General features: G+C 50.1%; 11 protein-coding genes. 8 read left to right on the top strand and 3 right to left on the bottom strand.

Features of this window, described 5'->3' with window-relative positions:
* Positions 1 to 182 precede the first annotated feature (182 nt).
* Complete coding sequence (locus tag IQ268_RS01190; RefSeq protein WP_193874679.1) at positions 183 to 2912, bottom strand: cation-transporting P-type ATPase; 2730 nt, start codon at positions 2910 to 2912, stop codon at positions 183 to 185.
* Between the two features lie 660 nt (positions 2913 to 3572).
* Here IQ268_RS01190 and IQ268_RS01195 point away from each other — a divergent pair.
* The 3 genes from IQ268_RS01195 to IQ268_RS01205 all read left to right on the top strand — a co-directional run bounded on the left by IQ268_RS01195 (position 3573) and on the right by IQ268_RS01205 (position 6283).
* Entirely contained in the window at positions 3573 to 4073 is a 501-nt protein-coding gene (locus IQ268_RS01195; RefSeq protein WP_193874681.1) for an Hsp20/alpha crystallin family protein, read from the top strand.
* A gap of 391 nt (positions 4074 to 4464) precedes the next feature.
* Entirely contained in the window at positions 4465 to 4857 is a 393-nt protein-coding gene (locus tag IQ268_RS01200) for a response regulator (protein ID WP_193874683.1), read from the top strand.
* 190 nt (positions 4858 to 5047) lie between these two features.
* Complete coding sequence (locus tag IQ268_RS01205) at positions 5048 to 6283, top strand: LL-diaminopimelate aminotransferase (protein ID WP_193874685.1); 1236 nt, start codon at positions 5048 to 5050, stop codon at positions 6281 to 6283.
* 74 nt (positions 6284 to 6357) lie between these two features.
* Here the strand turns inward: IQ268_RS01205 and IQ268_RS01210 are convergent, their stop codons facing one another.
* Together IQ268_RS01210 and IQ268_RS01215 are read right to left on the bottom strand one after the other, a co-directional pair.
* A complete protein-coding gene (locus tag IQ268_RS01210) occupies positions 6358 to 7680 on the bottom strand; it encodes a pitrilysin family protein (protein ID WP_193874687.1) in 1323 nt (440 codons plus the stop codon).
* 55 nt (positions 7681 to 7735) lie between these two features.
* Positions 7736 to 8986 carry a pitrilysin family protein gene (locus IQ268_RS01215; protein WP_193874851.1) on the bottom strand — a complete coding sequence of 417 codons (1251 nt, stop codon included), beginning with the start codon at positions 8984 to 8986 and terminating at the stop codon, positions 7736 to 7738.
* A 242-nt stretch (positions 8987 to 9228) separates the two neighbouring features.
* Between IQ268_RS01215 and IQ268_RS01220 the strand changes: the two genes are divergently transcribed.
* The 5 genes from IQ268_RS01220 (at position 9229) to IQ268_RS01240 (ending at position 15831) form a co-directional block, all read left to right on the top strand.
* Positions 9229 to 9801: a methyltransferase domain-containing protein gene (locus IQ268_RS01220; protein WP_193874689.1), complete on the top strand. Its 573-nt coding sequence runs from the start codon at positions 9229 to 9231 to the stop codon at positions 9799 to 9801.
* Between the two features lie 15 nt (positions 9802 to 9816).
* Positions 9817 to 11259 carry a tetratricopeptide repeat protein gene (locus IQ268_RS01225; RefSeq protein ID WP_193874690.1) on the top strand — a complete coding sequence of 481 codons (1443 nt, stop codon included), beginning with the start codon at positions 9817 to 9819 and terminating at the stop codon, positions 11257 to 11259.
* A 232-nt stretch (positions 11260 to 11491) separates the two neighbouring features.
* Entirely contained in the window at positions 11492 to 12823 is a 1332-nt protein-coding gene (locus IQ268_RS01230) for a class I SAM-dependent methyltransferase (protein ID WP_193874692.1), read from the top strand.
* A gap of 117 nt (positions 12824 to 12940) precedes the next feature.
* On the top strand, positions 12941 to 13471 hold the full coding sequence (locus IQ268_RS32665; RefSeq protein WP_193874694.1) for a type IV pilin-like G/H family protein: 531 nt from the start codon (positions 12941 to 12943) through the stop codon (positions 13469 to 13471).
* A gap of 137 nt (positions 13472 to 13608) precedes the next feature.
* Positions 13609 to 15831, top strand: a complete 2223-nt coding sequence (locus tag IQ268_RS01240) for a tetratricopeptide repeat protein (RefSeq protein WP_193874696.1) — start codon at positions 13609 to 13611, stop codon at positions 15829 to 15831.
* Positions 15832 to 15853: the final 22 nt, after the last annotated feature.

Raw genomic sequence — 15853 nt, forward strand, 5'->3', positions numbered from 1 at the left:
GTTAGAGTGCGGAGATACTGATACCTACGCTACTAAATCTAAATTCGTGAATTCCTCTCTCTCTTGGCGGACACCCCTATTGCCGTAGAAAACAGCAGGCGCTCCAAACTAGAGAAACAGGCGATCGCAGGAGCGTCGCTTCACCTCATCTGCACAGATTGGGTTTCGTACTTCCCGGCTCATTACCGCTTTGGATTGTGAACCAGTTTAACCAGTTGTCCAACTACCAGGGGAACAAGGCTCAGCCCAATAATCATCAGCCAGCCCTGGGTTCCTGGATCGACAGTTCGCAGCGGAGCCGCCAGAAACGGAACATAGACGGCCACTAGCAGCAGACCAGTACAAAGCAACAACGCGCCCCAAACAAAAGGATTGTGGGTGATTTCATTGTGGATTAGACCAGAGCCGCGATCGCGCATATTAAACACATGCCACAGTCGCGTAAAACCAAGGGTCATAAAAGAAGCGGTTACAGCCTGTTCCTGGTTGCCGCCTAGTCTGGCGATCGTCAGTACAAACGCGCCCACAATCACCGCCGCAATTACAATGCCGTAACCCAGCACCGCGAGCCAATGGCGGCGCGTCAAAATCTGCTCTCTGGAGTCGCGAGGCGGTTCCTTCATCAGCGATGGATGCCCTTCACCCAACCCCAGAGCCAGAGCCGGAAAGGCATCATTGACGACGTTAATATACAAAATTTGCAGCGGCAACAACGGCAACGGCGCTCCTAACAGCGAGGCACCGCCAACCGCAATAATTTCGCCCATATTGCCCGACAGCAAATAAAGCGTGAACTTACGAATGTTGTTAAAAATAGCGCGTCCCTGTTCCACTGCCGCCACAATCGACGCAAACGAATCATCTTGCAACACCATATCCGCCGCTTCTTTGGCAACCTGGGTGCCCCGTTGCCCCATCGCTACGCCAATATCAGCTTTACGCAGAGCAGGCGCATCGTTGACCCCGTCTCCTGTCATGGCCACAACGGCATGATTGCGTTGATGGAGCGTCACCAGGTTTAGTTTTTGCTCCGGACTCACCCGCGCCAAAATCGTGGCCTGTACGATGCGCTGACGCTCTTCTGGCGTTAGGTCATCTGGATCTTTGAGGTCACGCCCCTGAACGATATCTGCATTTGTGTCATCGGTTAAGCCAACGGCTAAGCCAATATTCTTTGCTGTTACTGGCTGATCGCCCGTCACCATTACTACGCGAATGCCTGCGTCCTTACATTCGGCGATCGCAGCACGAACATCGTCACGCGGCGGATCGAGTAAGCCAACCATCCCCAGAAAAACCAAATCTTCGTAAGGTGCTGTGTTGTCGTCTGGCACCGTTTTTTCGGCCAATGCCAGTGTTCGCAGTCCTTCACGGGCGAGTTTGTTGACCTGATCTTGCCAATGCTGTCGGGCTGAATCGGTTAATGCGATGTCGTCAGCAGTGGTGCGAATCCGCGTACAGGCTTTCAACACCGATTCAGGTGCGCCCTTCACGGCATAGCGATGTCCCTGTTCCGTCTTGTGGATCGTTGCCATCATCTTCAGGTCAGGGTCAAACGCTTCTTCCCGCACCTCTGGCATTTGCTCCAATAAAGCGTTTCGTTGCAATTGAGCCTTGGCTCCGGCAATTAGAAGCGCCACTTCCATTGGATCGCCCACCACCCGGCTTTCATTAGAGGCTTTGGGTTGCAGGGCAGCATTGTTGCAGAGAACAGCAACTTCCAAGGCTGCTCGCAGATCCTCAATCTCCAGTGGTTTAACGCGTTGATCGTTCAGGCTAAAGTCGCCTTTGTTGTCTAGATCTTCTCCGCTAATTCTGACCTCACCCGACTCTAGAATTAGATGCGTAACCGTCATGCGGTTTTCGGTCAGCGTTCCCGTTTTGTCGGTGCAAATGATGCTGGTGGCACCCAGGGTTTCCACCGCAGAGAGCTGGTTGATCAGCGCGTTTCGTTTTGCCATACGCCACATCCCTCGCGCCAGGGCAACGGTGGCAACAATCGGCAACCCTTCTGGAACGGCACCTACCGCCAGCGCGATCGCGGTTTCTACCATTTCGTAAATGTCTCTGCCGCCCAAAACGCCAACAATGGCGATCGCAATCACAATGGCAATGGTGGCCCACACCAACCGCCGACCCAGTTGATCTAAGCGTTCTTCCAGGGGGGTTTGCTCGTCTTGCCCTGCTGCTTCGGCTAAAGCAGAGATGTGGCCTAACTCGGTATCCATCCCGGTGGCTACCACCACGCCTTCGCCCGAACCGCGAGTAAGAGCCGTTCCTTTGTAAAGCATATTTTCTCGATCGGCCAGCGAGCAGTCTGCCTCCAGGGGGGTAATGGACTTTCCAACCGGAACCGATTCGCCCGTTAAGGACGATTCGTTCACCTGAATTCCGGCAGCTTCCATTAAGCGCAGGTCAGCAGCAATGACATCACCGCTTTCTAACAACACGATGTCACCGGGTACCAGTTCTTCTGCGGCTACTTCTTGAACGTGCCCTTGCCGACGCACTTTAGCAGTCGTGCTGCTGAGTTGCTGCAACGCTTCCATCGATCGCACCGCTCGTAGTTCGGTGAAGAAACCGATCACCGTATTGACCGCGATCGCAATTAAAACAGCAATGCCTTCAACCCATTCTCCAAAGGCAAACGAGAGAATGGCGGCGATCGCCAAGATCCCAATAATTAAACTCTTAAACTGAGCGATCAGAATTTGCAGCGCACTTTGACCTTTGGTGGCCTGGAGGCGGTTTTCCCCAAACTGCTGCCGCCGTTGTTCAACTTCTGGCTCTGTCAGTCCTTGAGGGGAGACATCGAGCTGCTGAATGATCTCTTCTGTTGGAACGGCCCACGGATGATTGGGAAGCTCGACCTTGCCTGATGTTGTAGGAGTACCTGAAACTGTTTTTGACACAACGACCTATCAACCAATAAAAAGGATAGAACGGTTGTAAAGGGAATGCTTTAGCAACGCATCTACAACAAGGCTGAAAGGTAGTGAAGGAAGAAAAATAAGAATTTTGTTTTCAAATCGTTAAGAAACTCTTGGGCAGCACCAACGCATTTGCACCGGTATCAGGTGTTTAATGTAAATGTTTCACTGCTTTTCAATTAACCAGATTAACTGCAACGAATGGTAGGGCTGGACAGATTTGGTTGCTAAAACCATCCTTTTGAAGCAGCTCAGCGCTTCTCTGCAACTTTGTTGTTTCGCGCAAAGAATAGATAAAAGAAACCCAACCTGCCAATCCAGGAACCAGTCAGTGCTTCATCTTTTTTAGCGATCGTTTTACAACGCTTTGCACCAATAGAGCAGGTACCATCTGGCTTTTTACAAGGTCGCCAGTGTAACACTTTGTGGGCATTACGGTAAGCCTAACATCGCTTTTACGGTTTACCCCACTGCTTCTATATTGAGGAATGAATACACTAATTGATGTGGATGAATGAGTGCAGTAACTATCAGAAACACATCAACTGCGTTTCATCGCCCACTAACATTATTTGTTTGTCAACTCACTCTATTTAGTCAGCAATTAGACAGCAAACTGTTTAATCAGGAGGTTAGGTCATCATGGCAATCATGCGTTGGGATCCGTTCCGTGAAATGGACATACTTCGTCGTCAGATGAATCGACTTTTTTACGATTTGGAAGCAACAAACCGCGACTCTTCTGATGTCACTCAAGGCATCGATACCGCCTGGGTTCCTGCGGTTGAGTTGCAAGACACGGGCAGTGAACTCATCTTGCGAGCTGAAGTTCCTGGCATTGATGCTAAAAACCTGGATGTTCAGGTCATGCGTGATGCAGTAGCGATCGCGGGTGAGCATCGTTCTGAAAAGCGCACAGAATCTGAAGGTCACTTCCGGTCAGAGTTCCGTTATGGCAGTTTCCGCCGCGTCATTCCGTTACCAATGCAAGTCCAAAACGATCAGGTTAAGGCTGATCTAAAGGACGGTATTTTGACGCTAGCGTTACCCAAAGTTGAAGCAGAACGCAACCGCGTCTTTAAGGTGAGTTTGACGGGTACTCAACCAGAAGCGATCGAAGCGGAACAGTCAACGAATGGATAAGTCTGCATCGGCACATCCAATCCGGTAACTTGTAACGGGACTGCTAACCCCAAGAACCCAGCCGGGTTAGGCAATGAGCCAGGCTCACCAAATTGACCCACACCATGCGGCATAGCAACTGAAACTGTTCAGTTGCTATGCCTTTTCTGGATCGTAATGGTTGAACTGTGCGGCTGTGCCACTTGGTGAACCGCTGGTTAGCACTGAATACCCCAAAGTTTGCCCACTAAAGATAGGACAACCTGACAAAATCCCTGTCTGGAGTTAGATGCATCACTATAAACCACAGAGAACCATAGATGAAGGCTGTGTTAGTCGTTACCGTTTCTCCATAGCGCTACGATACTAGATTAGTTAGATAGGATTAGATACATAGGACTTTTTTATACTTGTGGCTCCTGCTGATCAATGCCGAATTTTAGTCGTTGATGATGTTCCCGACAATATATTTCTGCTTCAAGCCATTCTGGAGGTTGAGGGGTACAACGTCGATACGGCTGACTGTGGAAGTGCAGCTCTAACGCAAATTCAAGCGTCACTTCCCGACCTGGTATTACTTGACATTATGATGCCTGATCTGGATGGATACGAGGTGACGCGACAAATTCGGCAAAATCAAACAGCCTCGCATCTGCCCATTATTTTGATTACGGCGTATGAACAGAGCAACCGCAACGAGGGAATTGCGGCGGGTGCCAATGAGTTTATCTGCAAACCGATCGATTTTGAAGAGTTGCTGGCGGTCATTCAACGGTATTGCTCAACGCCACCTCACCCTGCCTGAAGGTTGGCTCTGGTGCGATCGCCTTCGATCAGAATTGCCTGGTACAGACTAGACTGCTGATAAGAGTCGATCGTTGCTTCTCAACATCGGCTGTGGCAATTCAGCCTGCTATGCTGTTTCGTCTAACCTTCCCGTTTTGGAACGAGACAGTTGGCAGTAAGCTATTCTACGGCGTACGTAGCAATTCACAATGGCAACCATTAACGACAATTACCTCAAACTCAAAGCGGGTTATCTGTTTCCTGAAATTGCCCGACGGGTGACTGCCTTTGCGGAGGCAAACCCTGAGGCGCAAATCATCAAACTGGGAATTGGTGACGTGACCGAACCGTTGCCAGACGCGTGCCGCGCCGCAATGATTCAGGCAGTAGAAGATATGGGCGATCGCGCTACTTTTAAGGGCTATGGGCCAGAACAAGGCTATGCCTGGTTGCGCGAAAAAATTGCAGCCCACGATTTCCAGTCGCGCGGGTGTGACGTAGATGCCGCTGAAATTTTTGTCTCCGACGGGTCGAAGTGCGACACGGGCAATATTCTTGACATCTTTGGTCACAACAACACGATCGCCGTTACCGATCCGGTTTATCCCGTTTATGTGGATACCAACGTCATGGCAGGACACACCGGATCTGCCTCCGACCAGGGTGAGTTTGAAGGCTTGATCTACCTGCCAATTACCGCTGATAACCACTTTACGGCTCAAATTCCGGCACAAAAAGCCGATCTGATCTACCTGTGCTTTCCCAACAATCCGACCGGGGCAACGGCTACAAAGGCTCACTTGCAAGAATGGGTCGATTACGCCAGAGAAAATGGCTCGATTATCTTTTTTGATGCCGCTTACGAAGCATTTATTACCGATCCAGACTTGCCCCATTCCATTTATGAAATTGAAGGGGCACGGGAGTGTGCGATCGAATTTCGCTCTTTCTCTAAAAATGCTGGTTTTACCGGAACCCGTTGCGCCTTTACGGTTGTACCCAGATCCCTCACAGCCAAAGCAGCCGATGGTTCTGAAGTAGACCTGTGGAAGTTATGGAACCGTCGTCAGTCCACCAAATTCAACGGCGTGTCCTACATTGTGCAAAAAGGGGCAGAAGCGGTCTACTCGGAAGAGGGACAGGCACAAACCAAAGCGCTGGTTAACTTCTACCTTGAGAACGCCAAAATTATTCGCGAAAAGCTCACCGCGGCGGGCATTCAGGTGTATGGCGGTGTGAACGCGCCTTATGTCTGGGTACAAACGCCCAACCAACTCTCTAGCTGGGATTTTTTCGACAAATTGCTGCACACCTGTAATGTGGTTGGCACGCCGGGGTCTGGTTTTGGAGCTGCCGGTGAGGGCTACTTCCGAATTTCGGCGTTTAACAGTCGCGACAACGTCGAAGAGGCAATGCGACGCATCACAGAAAACGTTAGCGTGTGAGGGCGATCGCACCCACCACAAACTTGAGCCAGCCGGGTAGTAAGCTGGCTCAGTTTGATCCACTGTATATGAAATTAACTGGACGCTGGCATGGCGAGGATCTCATTGACACTGGCTGGCCCCACCAGCGAGATGTACGGTTTCGTGAAATACTGACAGGCTACCTGTTGCAACCTCTCCGCCGTTGCCGCTGCCGCTGCCTTTTGAAACTGCTGATCAAATTCCACTCCCAACCCCAACGTTTCATACCAGCCATAAGTTTGGGCAATTTGAGCGTTGGTTTGCTTACCCAGGGCATATTGCCCCAGTAGCTTATTCTGGGCAGCCTGCAACTCTTCTAGCGCTAACGGACTGTGGCACAGTCGATCCACTTCTTGCTGCAACCCCGTCAAGGCGATCGCGGCGTTGGTTGGGGCAGTACCCATGTAAACAACAAATTGTGAGACATCCAGCCGGGTTGGATAAAATGCCGAAACCTCGTAAGCCAACCCTCGCTTTTCGCGCAGTTCAACAAATAGCCGACTGGAGAGACCGTTGCCCAAATAGGTATTCAGCAGTTTAAGCGCCACATAGTCCTCCGTATGAACCGGAGCCGCCAGGTAGCCCAACATTACAATGGCTTGCTGGGTATCTTGAATGGTCACCATCTGCTGCGGTACCGTAGCAATCGGCGACAGTTTTGGCATCGGTAACGGTAATGGTCGATCGCCATCGGGCTGTTTGGGAGCCTGCCAATCGCCAAACAGGTGATCGACCAGCGCGATCGATTCCTCAGCGCTGATTCGTCCGGCAATACTAATAATCAAGTTGTCTGGACGAAAGTAAGTCTGGTGGTAGCGCTGCAAATCGTCTCGGTTCAGTTGCGAAACGCTAGCTTCGGTTCCCAGAACAGGCAGAGCATAGGGATGATTACCATACATCGCCTGCCGCAGTTGGCGATTGGCAACTGAAAAGGGCTGCTCTTGCATCGAACGAATTCCCTGTAAGGCAATTCGGCGTTCTAGCTCAACTTCTGATTCAGGAAAACTGGGCGATCGCAACAAATCTGCGGCCAGAGCCAAAATTTCTGCAAAGTCAGCCGATACCGTTTTTAGGCTTAAGAGGCAATAGTCGGCAACGGCATCCGCCCCTAAACTGGCTCCCACCGATTCCACTCGTTCCGCAATATCCTGAGCAGAAAGGTGATGGGTTCCTTTCGTTAAAACAGCAGAAAGCAAGTGTGAAATGCCAGCCTGCTCCGCAGACTCGTAACGGCTACCCGCCCGAGTAAACAGACGGGCAGACACAATATCAGCAGCCGGGTTTTCCGTTGCCAAAATCACCAGACCGTTGTCTAGCACGATCCGATGCACATTTAAATTTTGTAGCAGGTAGGCTACAGTCGAGTTAACGGACATGAGAATCCTATAAACGTTTGAAAAGTGGAGTGCTGAGAGAGAACAAGGCTACCCATCAGGCGGGTTTAAGCACCGTGGCGGCATAGCGGACAGGTGAGAGATACCGACTGGCAAGATGCTGAAGTTCTTCAGCCTGCAAGCTCTGGATCTGCTGCGGGTAGTTCACCGAAAGCTTGGCTTGAGCGATCGTGTTGTAATAGCCATATAGACCCGCTAGCTGGCTAGATGTTTCAGTTGAAAACGCATAGTCGTTACACAGTAGCCGTTGATACCGTTTCAATTCGGCTTCACTGATGGGAGTGGCGGCTAATTCGGCAAGGCGATCGCCAATAATTGCTTCCACCGCACCCAAATGGTCTGGCTCCAGCCATGCCGCAATGGTAAACAAACTGGAGTCCCGCTGAAGCGAAAAGCTGCTGGCAATATCCTGCACCAGTTGTCGCTCTTCGCGCAATTCCCGTACCAGTCGAGAGGTGCGCCCACCCGCCAGCACGACCGCCAGCAAGTCTAACCCGTAGGCATCATGCAACTGCTCAACTCCTGGCCCTACCCAGGCCATCAGCAAGCGAGACTGTTCCAATCGGGGCAAATACAGCTCCTGGTGCCGAATATCGGTCATTGGCGGTTCTGCTTCCGCTTGCACCAGCGGAAACTGAGGCGGAGTCACAAAGCGGCTAAAGGCTCGGTTGACCAGCTCCAGCGTTGGCTCCAGCGCCACATCACCCACGACAACGACGGTCATCTTGTCGGGCTGATAGTGAGCCTGATGAAAGTGCCGCATTTCGTCGGGGGTTTGCAACATCAGCCCCACGGCATCTCCCAGCACCGGACGACCATAGGGATGGCATTGATAAACCGCTTCCATCAGCGACTGAAAGCCCAGGCAATCTGGATCGTCCTGAGACTGGCGAATTTCTTCCAGCACCACATCCCGTTCGCGCTCAAACTCATCGTCTGGAATGGCAGCATACAGCAATAAGTCTGATAAACACGGCAGCGTGTCAACTAATCGGGATGCGGTAGTGTTGATAAAGTAGTGGGCATAATCATGGCTAGTAGCCGCATTGGTGGCTCCGCCCTGGTTTTCAATAATTTGATCGAACAAACCGGGTGGCATCCAATCGGTGCCCTTGAAAATCATATGCTCCAAGAAGTGAGCCATGCCAGACCAGGGTTCCGGTTCAGCGATCGCCCCCGCTTTAACCCACACATCTACGGTCACCGTCGATGCGGCTGGAACCTGTTGATGAATTACCGTTAGCCCATTGTCCAATTGGCACAGATGAGCCGGAAATTCACCCGTCATCGAACATGCAGACAACTCGCCCAATTGCGTTTCCAAAATATAGTTCAACGATTAAACTATCCTAGCGCTTTTTGAATCGGTTCTAGGATGGCAACTCTTTACCCACAAACCAGAAAATGGGCAATGAAGTTGGGAGGGTTTGTAAGCAATTGACGACCACTATAGATGGTTACAGATGGCTTACCGTTAACTGAAGCAACCGATTTGAAATAGCTCGATTAAGTGTTTATTTGACCTGTGCAATGTGTAACGAACTTAAACTGAATTTGGGCTGCGGTCAAAATCCGCTCATCGGCTATGTCAATGTCGATAAATTCGGTACTCCAGATGTACGTTGTGACTTGGAAGTATTTCCCTGGATCTGGGATGATAACAGCGTTGATGAAGTTGTCTTACATCACGTCCTGGAACACCTTGGAGAAACGCGAGATACGTATCTCGGCATTCTAAAAGAGCTTTATCGCGTCTGCAAAGCAAATGCCACCATTCAAATTACGGTGCCGCATCCCCGTCATGACGATTTTCTGAACGATCCGACTCACGTTCGAGCGGTGACCCCAGACAGCCTGTCGCTGTTTTCGAAAACGAACAATCGTCAATGGGCTGAGCTAAATGCGGCCAATTCGCCGCTGGGTCTTTATTTGAATGTTGATTTTGACCTGATTCATACCAATTATTTGTTAGATGAACCCTGGCTATCTCAATATCAAGCAGGCGAAATTGATGAAGCGGATATTTGGCAAATTGGCCGACAATTCAATAACGTCTTCAAGCAAATTGAAATGACCCTGAAGGTGATTAAAGACGGGGTCTAGTCATCGGGTAACCCTATGGATGTTTCTCAAACGATCGCCATTGCTCTACAGCATCACCAGGCGGGCAATCTTCTGCAAGCCGAGCAGCTTTATCGCAGCATTCTTGAGCAGGAACCTGAGCAGGTTAGGGCGCTGCACTTGTTAGGAGTGATTGCGTTTCAAACCCATCATCCAGACGATGCGATCGCGCTCTATCAGCAGGTGATTGCCATTGAACCGGATTATGTTTGGGTATACAACGACCTGGGTACAGCGTTGCGGCAGCAGGGTGATATTGAGACGGCGATCGCAGCCTACCAAGAGGCGATCGCGCTTCAACCCGACTTTGTCCATGCTCACTACAATTTGGGCAATGCCTTTCGTGAACAAGGCGATATGGCAGCCGCAATCACGGCTTACCAGCAGGCGATCGCTCTAAATCCAGAGTTCACGGAAGCCTACTATAACCTGGGTGGTGTGCTGCACGATCAGGGCAACCTTGAGGAGGCGATCGCTTGCTACCATACGATTCTGACGTTCAATCCTGGTTATGTGAATGCCCACTGGAATTTGGCGATCGCATCGTTACTGTTGGGTGATTTAACGACTGGCCTTGCGGAGTTTGAGTGGCGGTGGCAGCTTCCAGAACAACCGCCTCGCGCCTTCAAAGAACCGCTCTGGGATGGCTCATTCTGGCAAGGACAACGGCTTCTGCTCCATGCAGAACAAGGCTTTGGCGATACCATTCAATTTAGTCGCTATGTGCCGCTGGTGGCGCAACGAGCAGCGCAACAGGGGGGACAGGTGATCGTTGAATGCCAGCCCGCTCTGATGCGGCTGTTAGCAGCAATGGATGGTATTGATCACCTCGTTCCGCGTGATGCACCGTTGCCCGACTTCGATGTGCAGGCACCCTTGATGAGTTTGCCCTGGCTATTTGGAACGACGCTAGACACAATTCCGGCTGATATTCCCTATCTGACGGCTCCTTCATCCCCTCTGTTACAGCGATCGCCCCAGGCTCGATTCCATGTGGGGCTAGTGTGGGCAGGAAATCCGGAGCGCCAGTCTGATGGCGATCGCTCCTGTCCACTCCGCTACGTTCAACCGATTCTGGATATTTCGGGTGTGGCCGTTTATAGTCTCCAGAAAGGAGAGGCCGCGGCAGAGTTGAAGCACCTGGGGATAGAAAGTAAACTCCTGGATCTAAGTAGCCAACTGCATGACTTTGCCGATACGGCTGCCATCATCACCCAACTCGATTTAGTGATTACAGTAGACACGGCGGTTGCTCACTTGGCGGGTGCATTAGGTCATCCGGTGTGGGTACTTTTGTCCCATTTACCCGACTGGCGCTGGTTGCTGGAGCGAAACGATAGCCCCTGGTATCCGGGAATGCGGCTATTCCGACAACCTTCTCCTGGAGATTGGCAGGGCGTATTTGAGCAAGTTAAAGAAGCGTTGCAGAGCGTGGAGTAACACAACATTAGCGTTGTTGACGCAGACAGGACATGACCATTACACACCATGTCTCGATCGGGCGTTGGCTTTAACGCACCTGAAAACCGCTACCAGTAGAATTACGGCTGTTTTGGCAAGTACCTGCGATCGCTTCATCCAACGTTGAACTAAATTTAGTGGAAAAGACTGAAGCAGAATTGGGCACTCTTAAGATCAACCCAATTCTCAAAAGCCGCTATAGCCGTAAACTATGAATCCTCAAGCCTCTGAACTGATTGAGAAAATTCGCCAGCAGTTTGATTTTGGTCCCTATCCTAGAATTCCTCTAGAGAAATCGCCCAAGGACGATGCCAATTCACTGTTTGTTCATAATTTGGTGACTCCTTACTATCGTCGTTACCGACGAGTCATCGATACTAAAGACAAACTGATTTTGGATGCGGGATGCGGAACGGGCTACAAGTCATTATGTTTGGCGATCGCCAACCCTGGAGCCAAAGTGGTGGGGGTTGATATTTCTGAAGAATCAGTTAAATTGGCACGCCAGCGGCTGCAACATCACGGCTTTAACAATGCTGAATTCCATGCGATCGACATTGAGAATTTACCAGCGCTCGGTCTGCAATTTGACTACATCAATTGCGATGAGGTGCTGTACCTGTTTCCAGATATCACCGTTGGCTTGCGGGCAATGAAGGCTGTCCTCAACCCTCAAGGCATCATTCGGAGCAACCTGCACAGCTACATGCAGCGAATGATTTACTTTCGGGCACAAAAGGTTTGCAAGCTTATGGGGTTAATGGACGACAACCCCACCGATATGGAGATGGAAATTGTCACAGAAACAATGCGATCGCTCAAGGATGGGGTCGATCTCAAGGCGAGAGGCTGGAATCCTGCCTTTGAAGGAGAAGACAGCAAGGAACAGATCTTAATGAATTACCTGTTTCAGGGAGACAAAGGCTTTACGATTCCTGATTTGTTCAATCTCTTGAGACAGGCTGATCTGGAGTTCTTTAGCATGGTGAATTGGCGACATTGGGATATCACCGATTTATTTAAAGATTCGGACGATTTACCCGTGTTTTGGGCAATGGGCTTGTCGGAAACCTCCATTGAAACCCGACTGCACCTGTTTGAATTGCTGCACCCAGTGCATCGCTTGCTCGACTTTTGGTGTACTCACTCAAACCAACCAGAGCCACCCACCGCTGTGGATGACTGGGAGGAAGCAGATTGGCGGAACGCGCAAGTCTCGTTACATCCCCAGCTTAGAACGGCGAAGTTCAAGCAAGATTTGATTGACGGCCTGACGAACCACAAGCCCTTTGAAATTAGCAGCTACATCATGGCTCCGGCACTAGCCCCTGTTTTTATAGGTCATACGATCGCAGCCTGCATTCTAAAACTCTGGGAAGCACCCCAGACAGTGATGGCGTTGGTGCAACACTGGTTGCAGATCCAGCCCATCAACCCCATCACGCTGGCACCTTTGACGGAAGCGGATGCCCTGCACGAGGTGAGCCAGTTTGTTAACCAGCTAGAAGCGTTTCTCTACGTTCTACCGGAGCCTTCCCATTGAATAGAAATTCAGAGCTAAAACCTTTTTTTTGGAGGGTGATATGAAACTGATCAGAGGTGGGCAAGTTATATCCAGGAGTTAGAAATCCACATCCCGCACCTCAAGGAGTAACCTCTCATGAAATCTGAATTCAAAACCAAGTTCCTACAGCACCTGCTTCAAAAGAAAGAGAACAAAGGCTTCACGCTGATTGAACTTCTCGTTGTTATCATCATCATCGGTATTCTATCTGCTATTGCTCTGCCTTCCTTCCTCAACCAGGCCAACAAAGCAAAGCAGTCTGAAGCGAAAACCTACGTTGGCTCCATCAACAAAGGCCAGCAAGCATACTTCGCTGAAAAGTCAAAATTCGGCACTGACATTCTAGACCTGGGTGTTGGTATCGCTACTGAAACCAACAACTACACCTATGCAACCAGTTCTAGTGGTACTGGCACTTCGGTTACAGCAATCACCAAGTCTGCATTGACCACCAACGTAACCGGCTTGAGAAATTACTCCGGTATGGTTAGCTTGCAAAAAGGTGGCGCAACCAGCGACCTCACCAGCGTTGCTGTTCTTTGCGAACAGAAAGAGCCTGGTGTTGTGGCTGCTAACCCCACCAACGGTACTGCATGTTCTGCAACTCAGCAGCTAGTGGGTAGCTAGGTCAAGTATAGTCACTTGATTGAATGGAACTCAAGAATTGCTTGATTCTCCAACCTTAATCTAGTCGATACGTATAGTGGAGAGTTCTACCTCTCCACTATTTTTTTTAGTCCTTCAAATTGCCCCTTACCTCTGCCATGACTTTTACAACCGTGTCTGCCAACGATTTGCAACAACAGGCTTTTCAACATCTCAACAACGGTGATTATGAGCAAGCGGCTCACCTCTATGAGCAGGCGATCGAGCAAGAACCCGAAAACAAGTCGCATGTTTGGCATCTAGGGCTGGCGCTGTTGTTGCAGGGTCAAGAAGCTGAAGCGCAGACAGCCTGGTGGTTGGGGATGGCAGACGGTGAACCAGAACAAATTGACCAGTGGACAACAGACTTGTTGCAGGTGTTGCAAACTGAAGCCGAACGACGAGAGCAATTACCAGATCACCCGGTTGCTTGGGCAATTCGGCAACACATGCGAGAGATCGCCCCTCAAACCATCAATAATTTGCTGAAGATAGTGCAACTTAGCCTGACATTGACGACCTTCTCAGATGAGATGTTCGACGAGCTTGAGCTAATTGAACTCCTGCAAGCTAAGGATGCTGTAGTTGATCCAGAGCTACTGTTACAGACTCTGCAAACCCTATTGGAACATGCAGCACACTCCCCCAGCACGTTAGCCTTAGGCGAAGCCAGCATTGAACATGCTCATAATCGAGCCAGGTTTGTTGATGCGATTCTCCGTACCGCTATTGAAGCAGCTCATGGTTATCTGAATCCCGACCTGGCGTGTCTACTGGGAGAATTGTGTTTGCGCTTTGAGGTATTTGAAGTAGAGGTGATGAGACACTTATCCACTTTTTACCAAAACGCTCACCAATACACTAAGGCAATTGAAACAGCTCAAGCTTGCTATGAATTAACCGAAACGCTGGCTGACCGAGTGTACGCTAATCACTTAGTGTTGAAATGCTTGATGGGTGCGTCTGGATATTTGGCAGAAAGTCGCGTTGCCATTGAACGACAGGAAGAGTTGGTGCGATCGCTCCTGAAGTCGGCTCCTGATGATATTGATGCTGTTTCAGCCTGCCGCCTGTTCATTTCAACCTTCTTCTTCCCTTATTTCAAGGATGACCCGGCAACGTCTCGCCCCATCCAGAATCAGCTTAGTAGTCTATGCCAGAGTAATATTCAACGCATTCAGGCCGAAACAACACCAGAGCTATTGCAGCGATCGCCCGCGAAATCAAATCAGTTTAGCCCCACAAAGAAGCTTAAAATTGGCTATCTTTCTCATTGTCTCAAGCGCCATTCGGTCGGTTGGATTTCTCGTTGGCTGTTTCAGCACCACAACCGGGAACGGTTCCAAATCCATACATATCTGATTAATCAACCTACCATTAGTGCTTTCACTCAGCAGTGGTTTGTCGATCAATCCGATCACACCTATGGGTTTATGGGATGCAACAATACGATTCTGGAACGAATTCACCAGGACGAGATTGATATCCTGATTGATCTGGATAGCGTCACGTTAGACGGCATGTGTGAACTTCTGTCTGCAAAAGTCGCTCCAATTCAGGCCACCTGGTTGGGTTGGGATGCCTCTGGGCTGCCTGCGGTGGATTACTTCATTGCTGATCCCTATGTTTTGCCAGAGGCAGCACAAGACTACTACTCGGAGACGATCTGGCGGTTGCCTCAAACCTATGTAGCAGTTGATGGGTTTGAAGTGGGCATTCCTAACCTGCGACGAGAACAATTGAACATTCCGTCGGATGCCATTATTTATCTGGTAGTTCAGGGAGGCTACAAACGCCATCCTGAAAATGTGCGTCTCCAAATGAAGATTCTGCGAGATGTGCCCAATAGCTATCTTCTAATCAAAGGAGGAGCCGACCAGGAGTCATCTAAAAGGTTTTACGAGCAGATCGCTGAAGAGGAAGGCGTTGCGAGCGATCGCCTCCGCTTCTTATCATGGGCCGTTGATGAGGCAGTTCATCGAGCCAACTTGGGCATTGCAGATGTTGTTCTCGACACGTTTCCCTACAACGGAGCGACCACTACATTAGAAACGTTGTGGATGGGCGTTCCACTGGTAACGCAGGTTGGACAACAGTTTGCCGCTCGTAATAGTTACACCATGATGATGAACGTGGGCGTAACGGAAGGAATTGCCTGGAGCAGTGACGAGTATGTGGAATGGGGTATTCGCTTGGGGCAAGATGCAACTTTACGGCAGCAAATTTCCTGGAAGCTGCGTCAGTCTCGCCAAACTTCGCCGTTGTGGAATACAAAGCAATTTGCTCATGAGATGGAAGCAGCCTATGAGCAAATGTGGCTCAAGTTTATTGAAAGCAAATAAACCACCGGATTCAACACAGGAA

The organism is Oculatella sp. LEGE 06141, assembly GCF_015207605.1.
GTDB lineage: Bacteria > Cyanobacteriota > Cyanobacteriia > Elainellales > Elainellaceae > Oculatella.

What these genes read in the sequence shown, in the direction of transcription:
- IQ268_RS01195 (WP_193874681.1), top strand. Translation starts at nt 3,573, where the DNA reads ATGGCAATCATGCGTTGGGATCCGTTCCGTGAAATGGACATACTTCGT.
- IQ268_RS01205 (WP_193874685.1), top strand. Translation starts at nt 5,048, where the DNA reads ATGGCAACCATTAACGACAATTACCTCAAACTCAAAGCGGGTTATCTG.
- IQ268_RS01210 (WP_193874687.1), bottom strand. Translation starts at nt 7,680, where the DNA reads ATGTCCGTTAACTCGACTGTAGCCTACCTGCTACAAAATTTAAATGTG.
- IQ268_RS01215 (WP_193874851.1), bottom strand. Translation starts at nt 8,986, where the DNA reads ATGACGGGTGAATTTCCGGCTCATCTGTGCCAATTGGACAATGGGCTA.
- IQ268_RS01220 (WP_193874689.1), top strand. Translation starts at nt 9,229, where the DNA reads ATGTGTAACGAACTTAAACTGAATTTGGGCTGCGGTCAAAATCCGCTC.
- IQ268_RS01225 (WP_193874690.1), top strand. Translation starts at nt 9,817, where the DNA reads ATGGATGTTTCTCAAACGATCGCCATTGCTCTACAGCATCACCAGGCG.
- IQ268_RS01230 (WP_193874692.1), top strand. Translation starts at nt 11,492, where the DNA reads ATGAATCCTCAAGCCTCTGAACTGATTGAGAAAATTCGCCAGCAGTTT.
- IQ268_RS32665 (WP_193874694.1), top strand. Translation starts at nt 12,941, where the DNA reads ATGAAATCTGAATTCAAAACCAAGTTCCTACAGCACCTGCTTCAAAAG.
- IQ268_RS01240 (WP_193874696.1), top strand. Translation starts at nt 13,609, where the DNA reads ATGACTTTTACAACCGTGTCTGCCAACGATTTGCAACAACAGGCTTTT.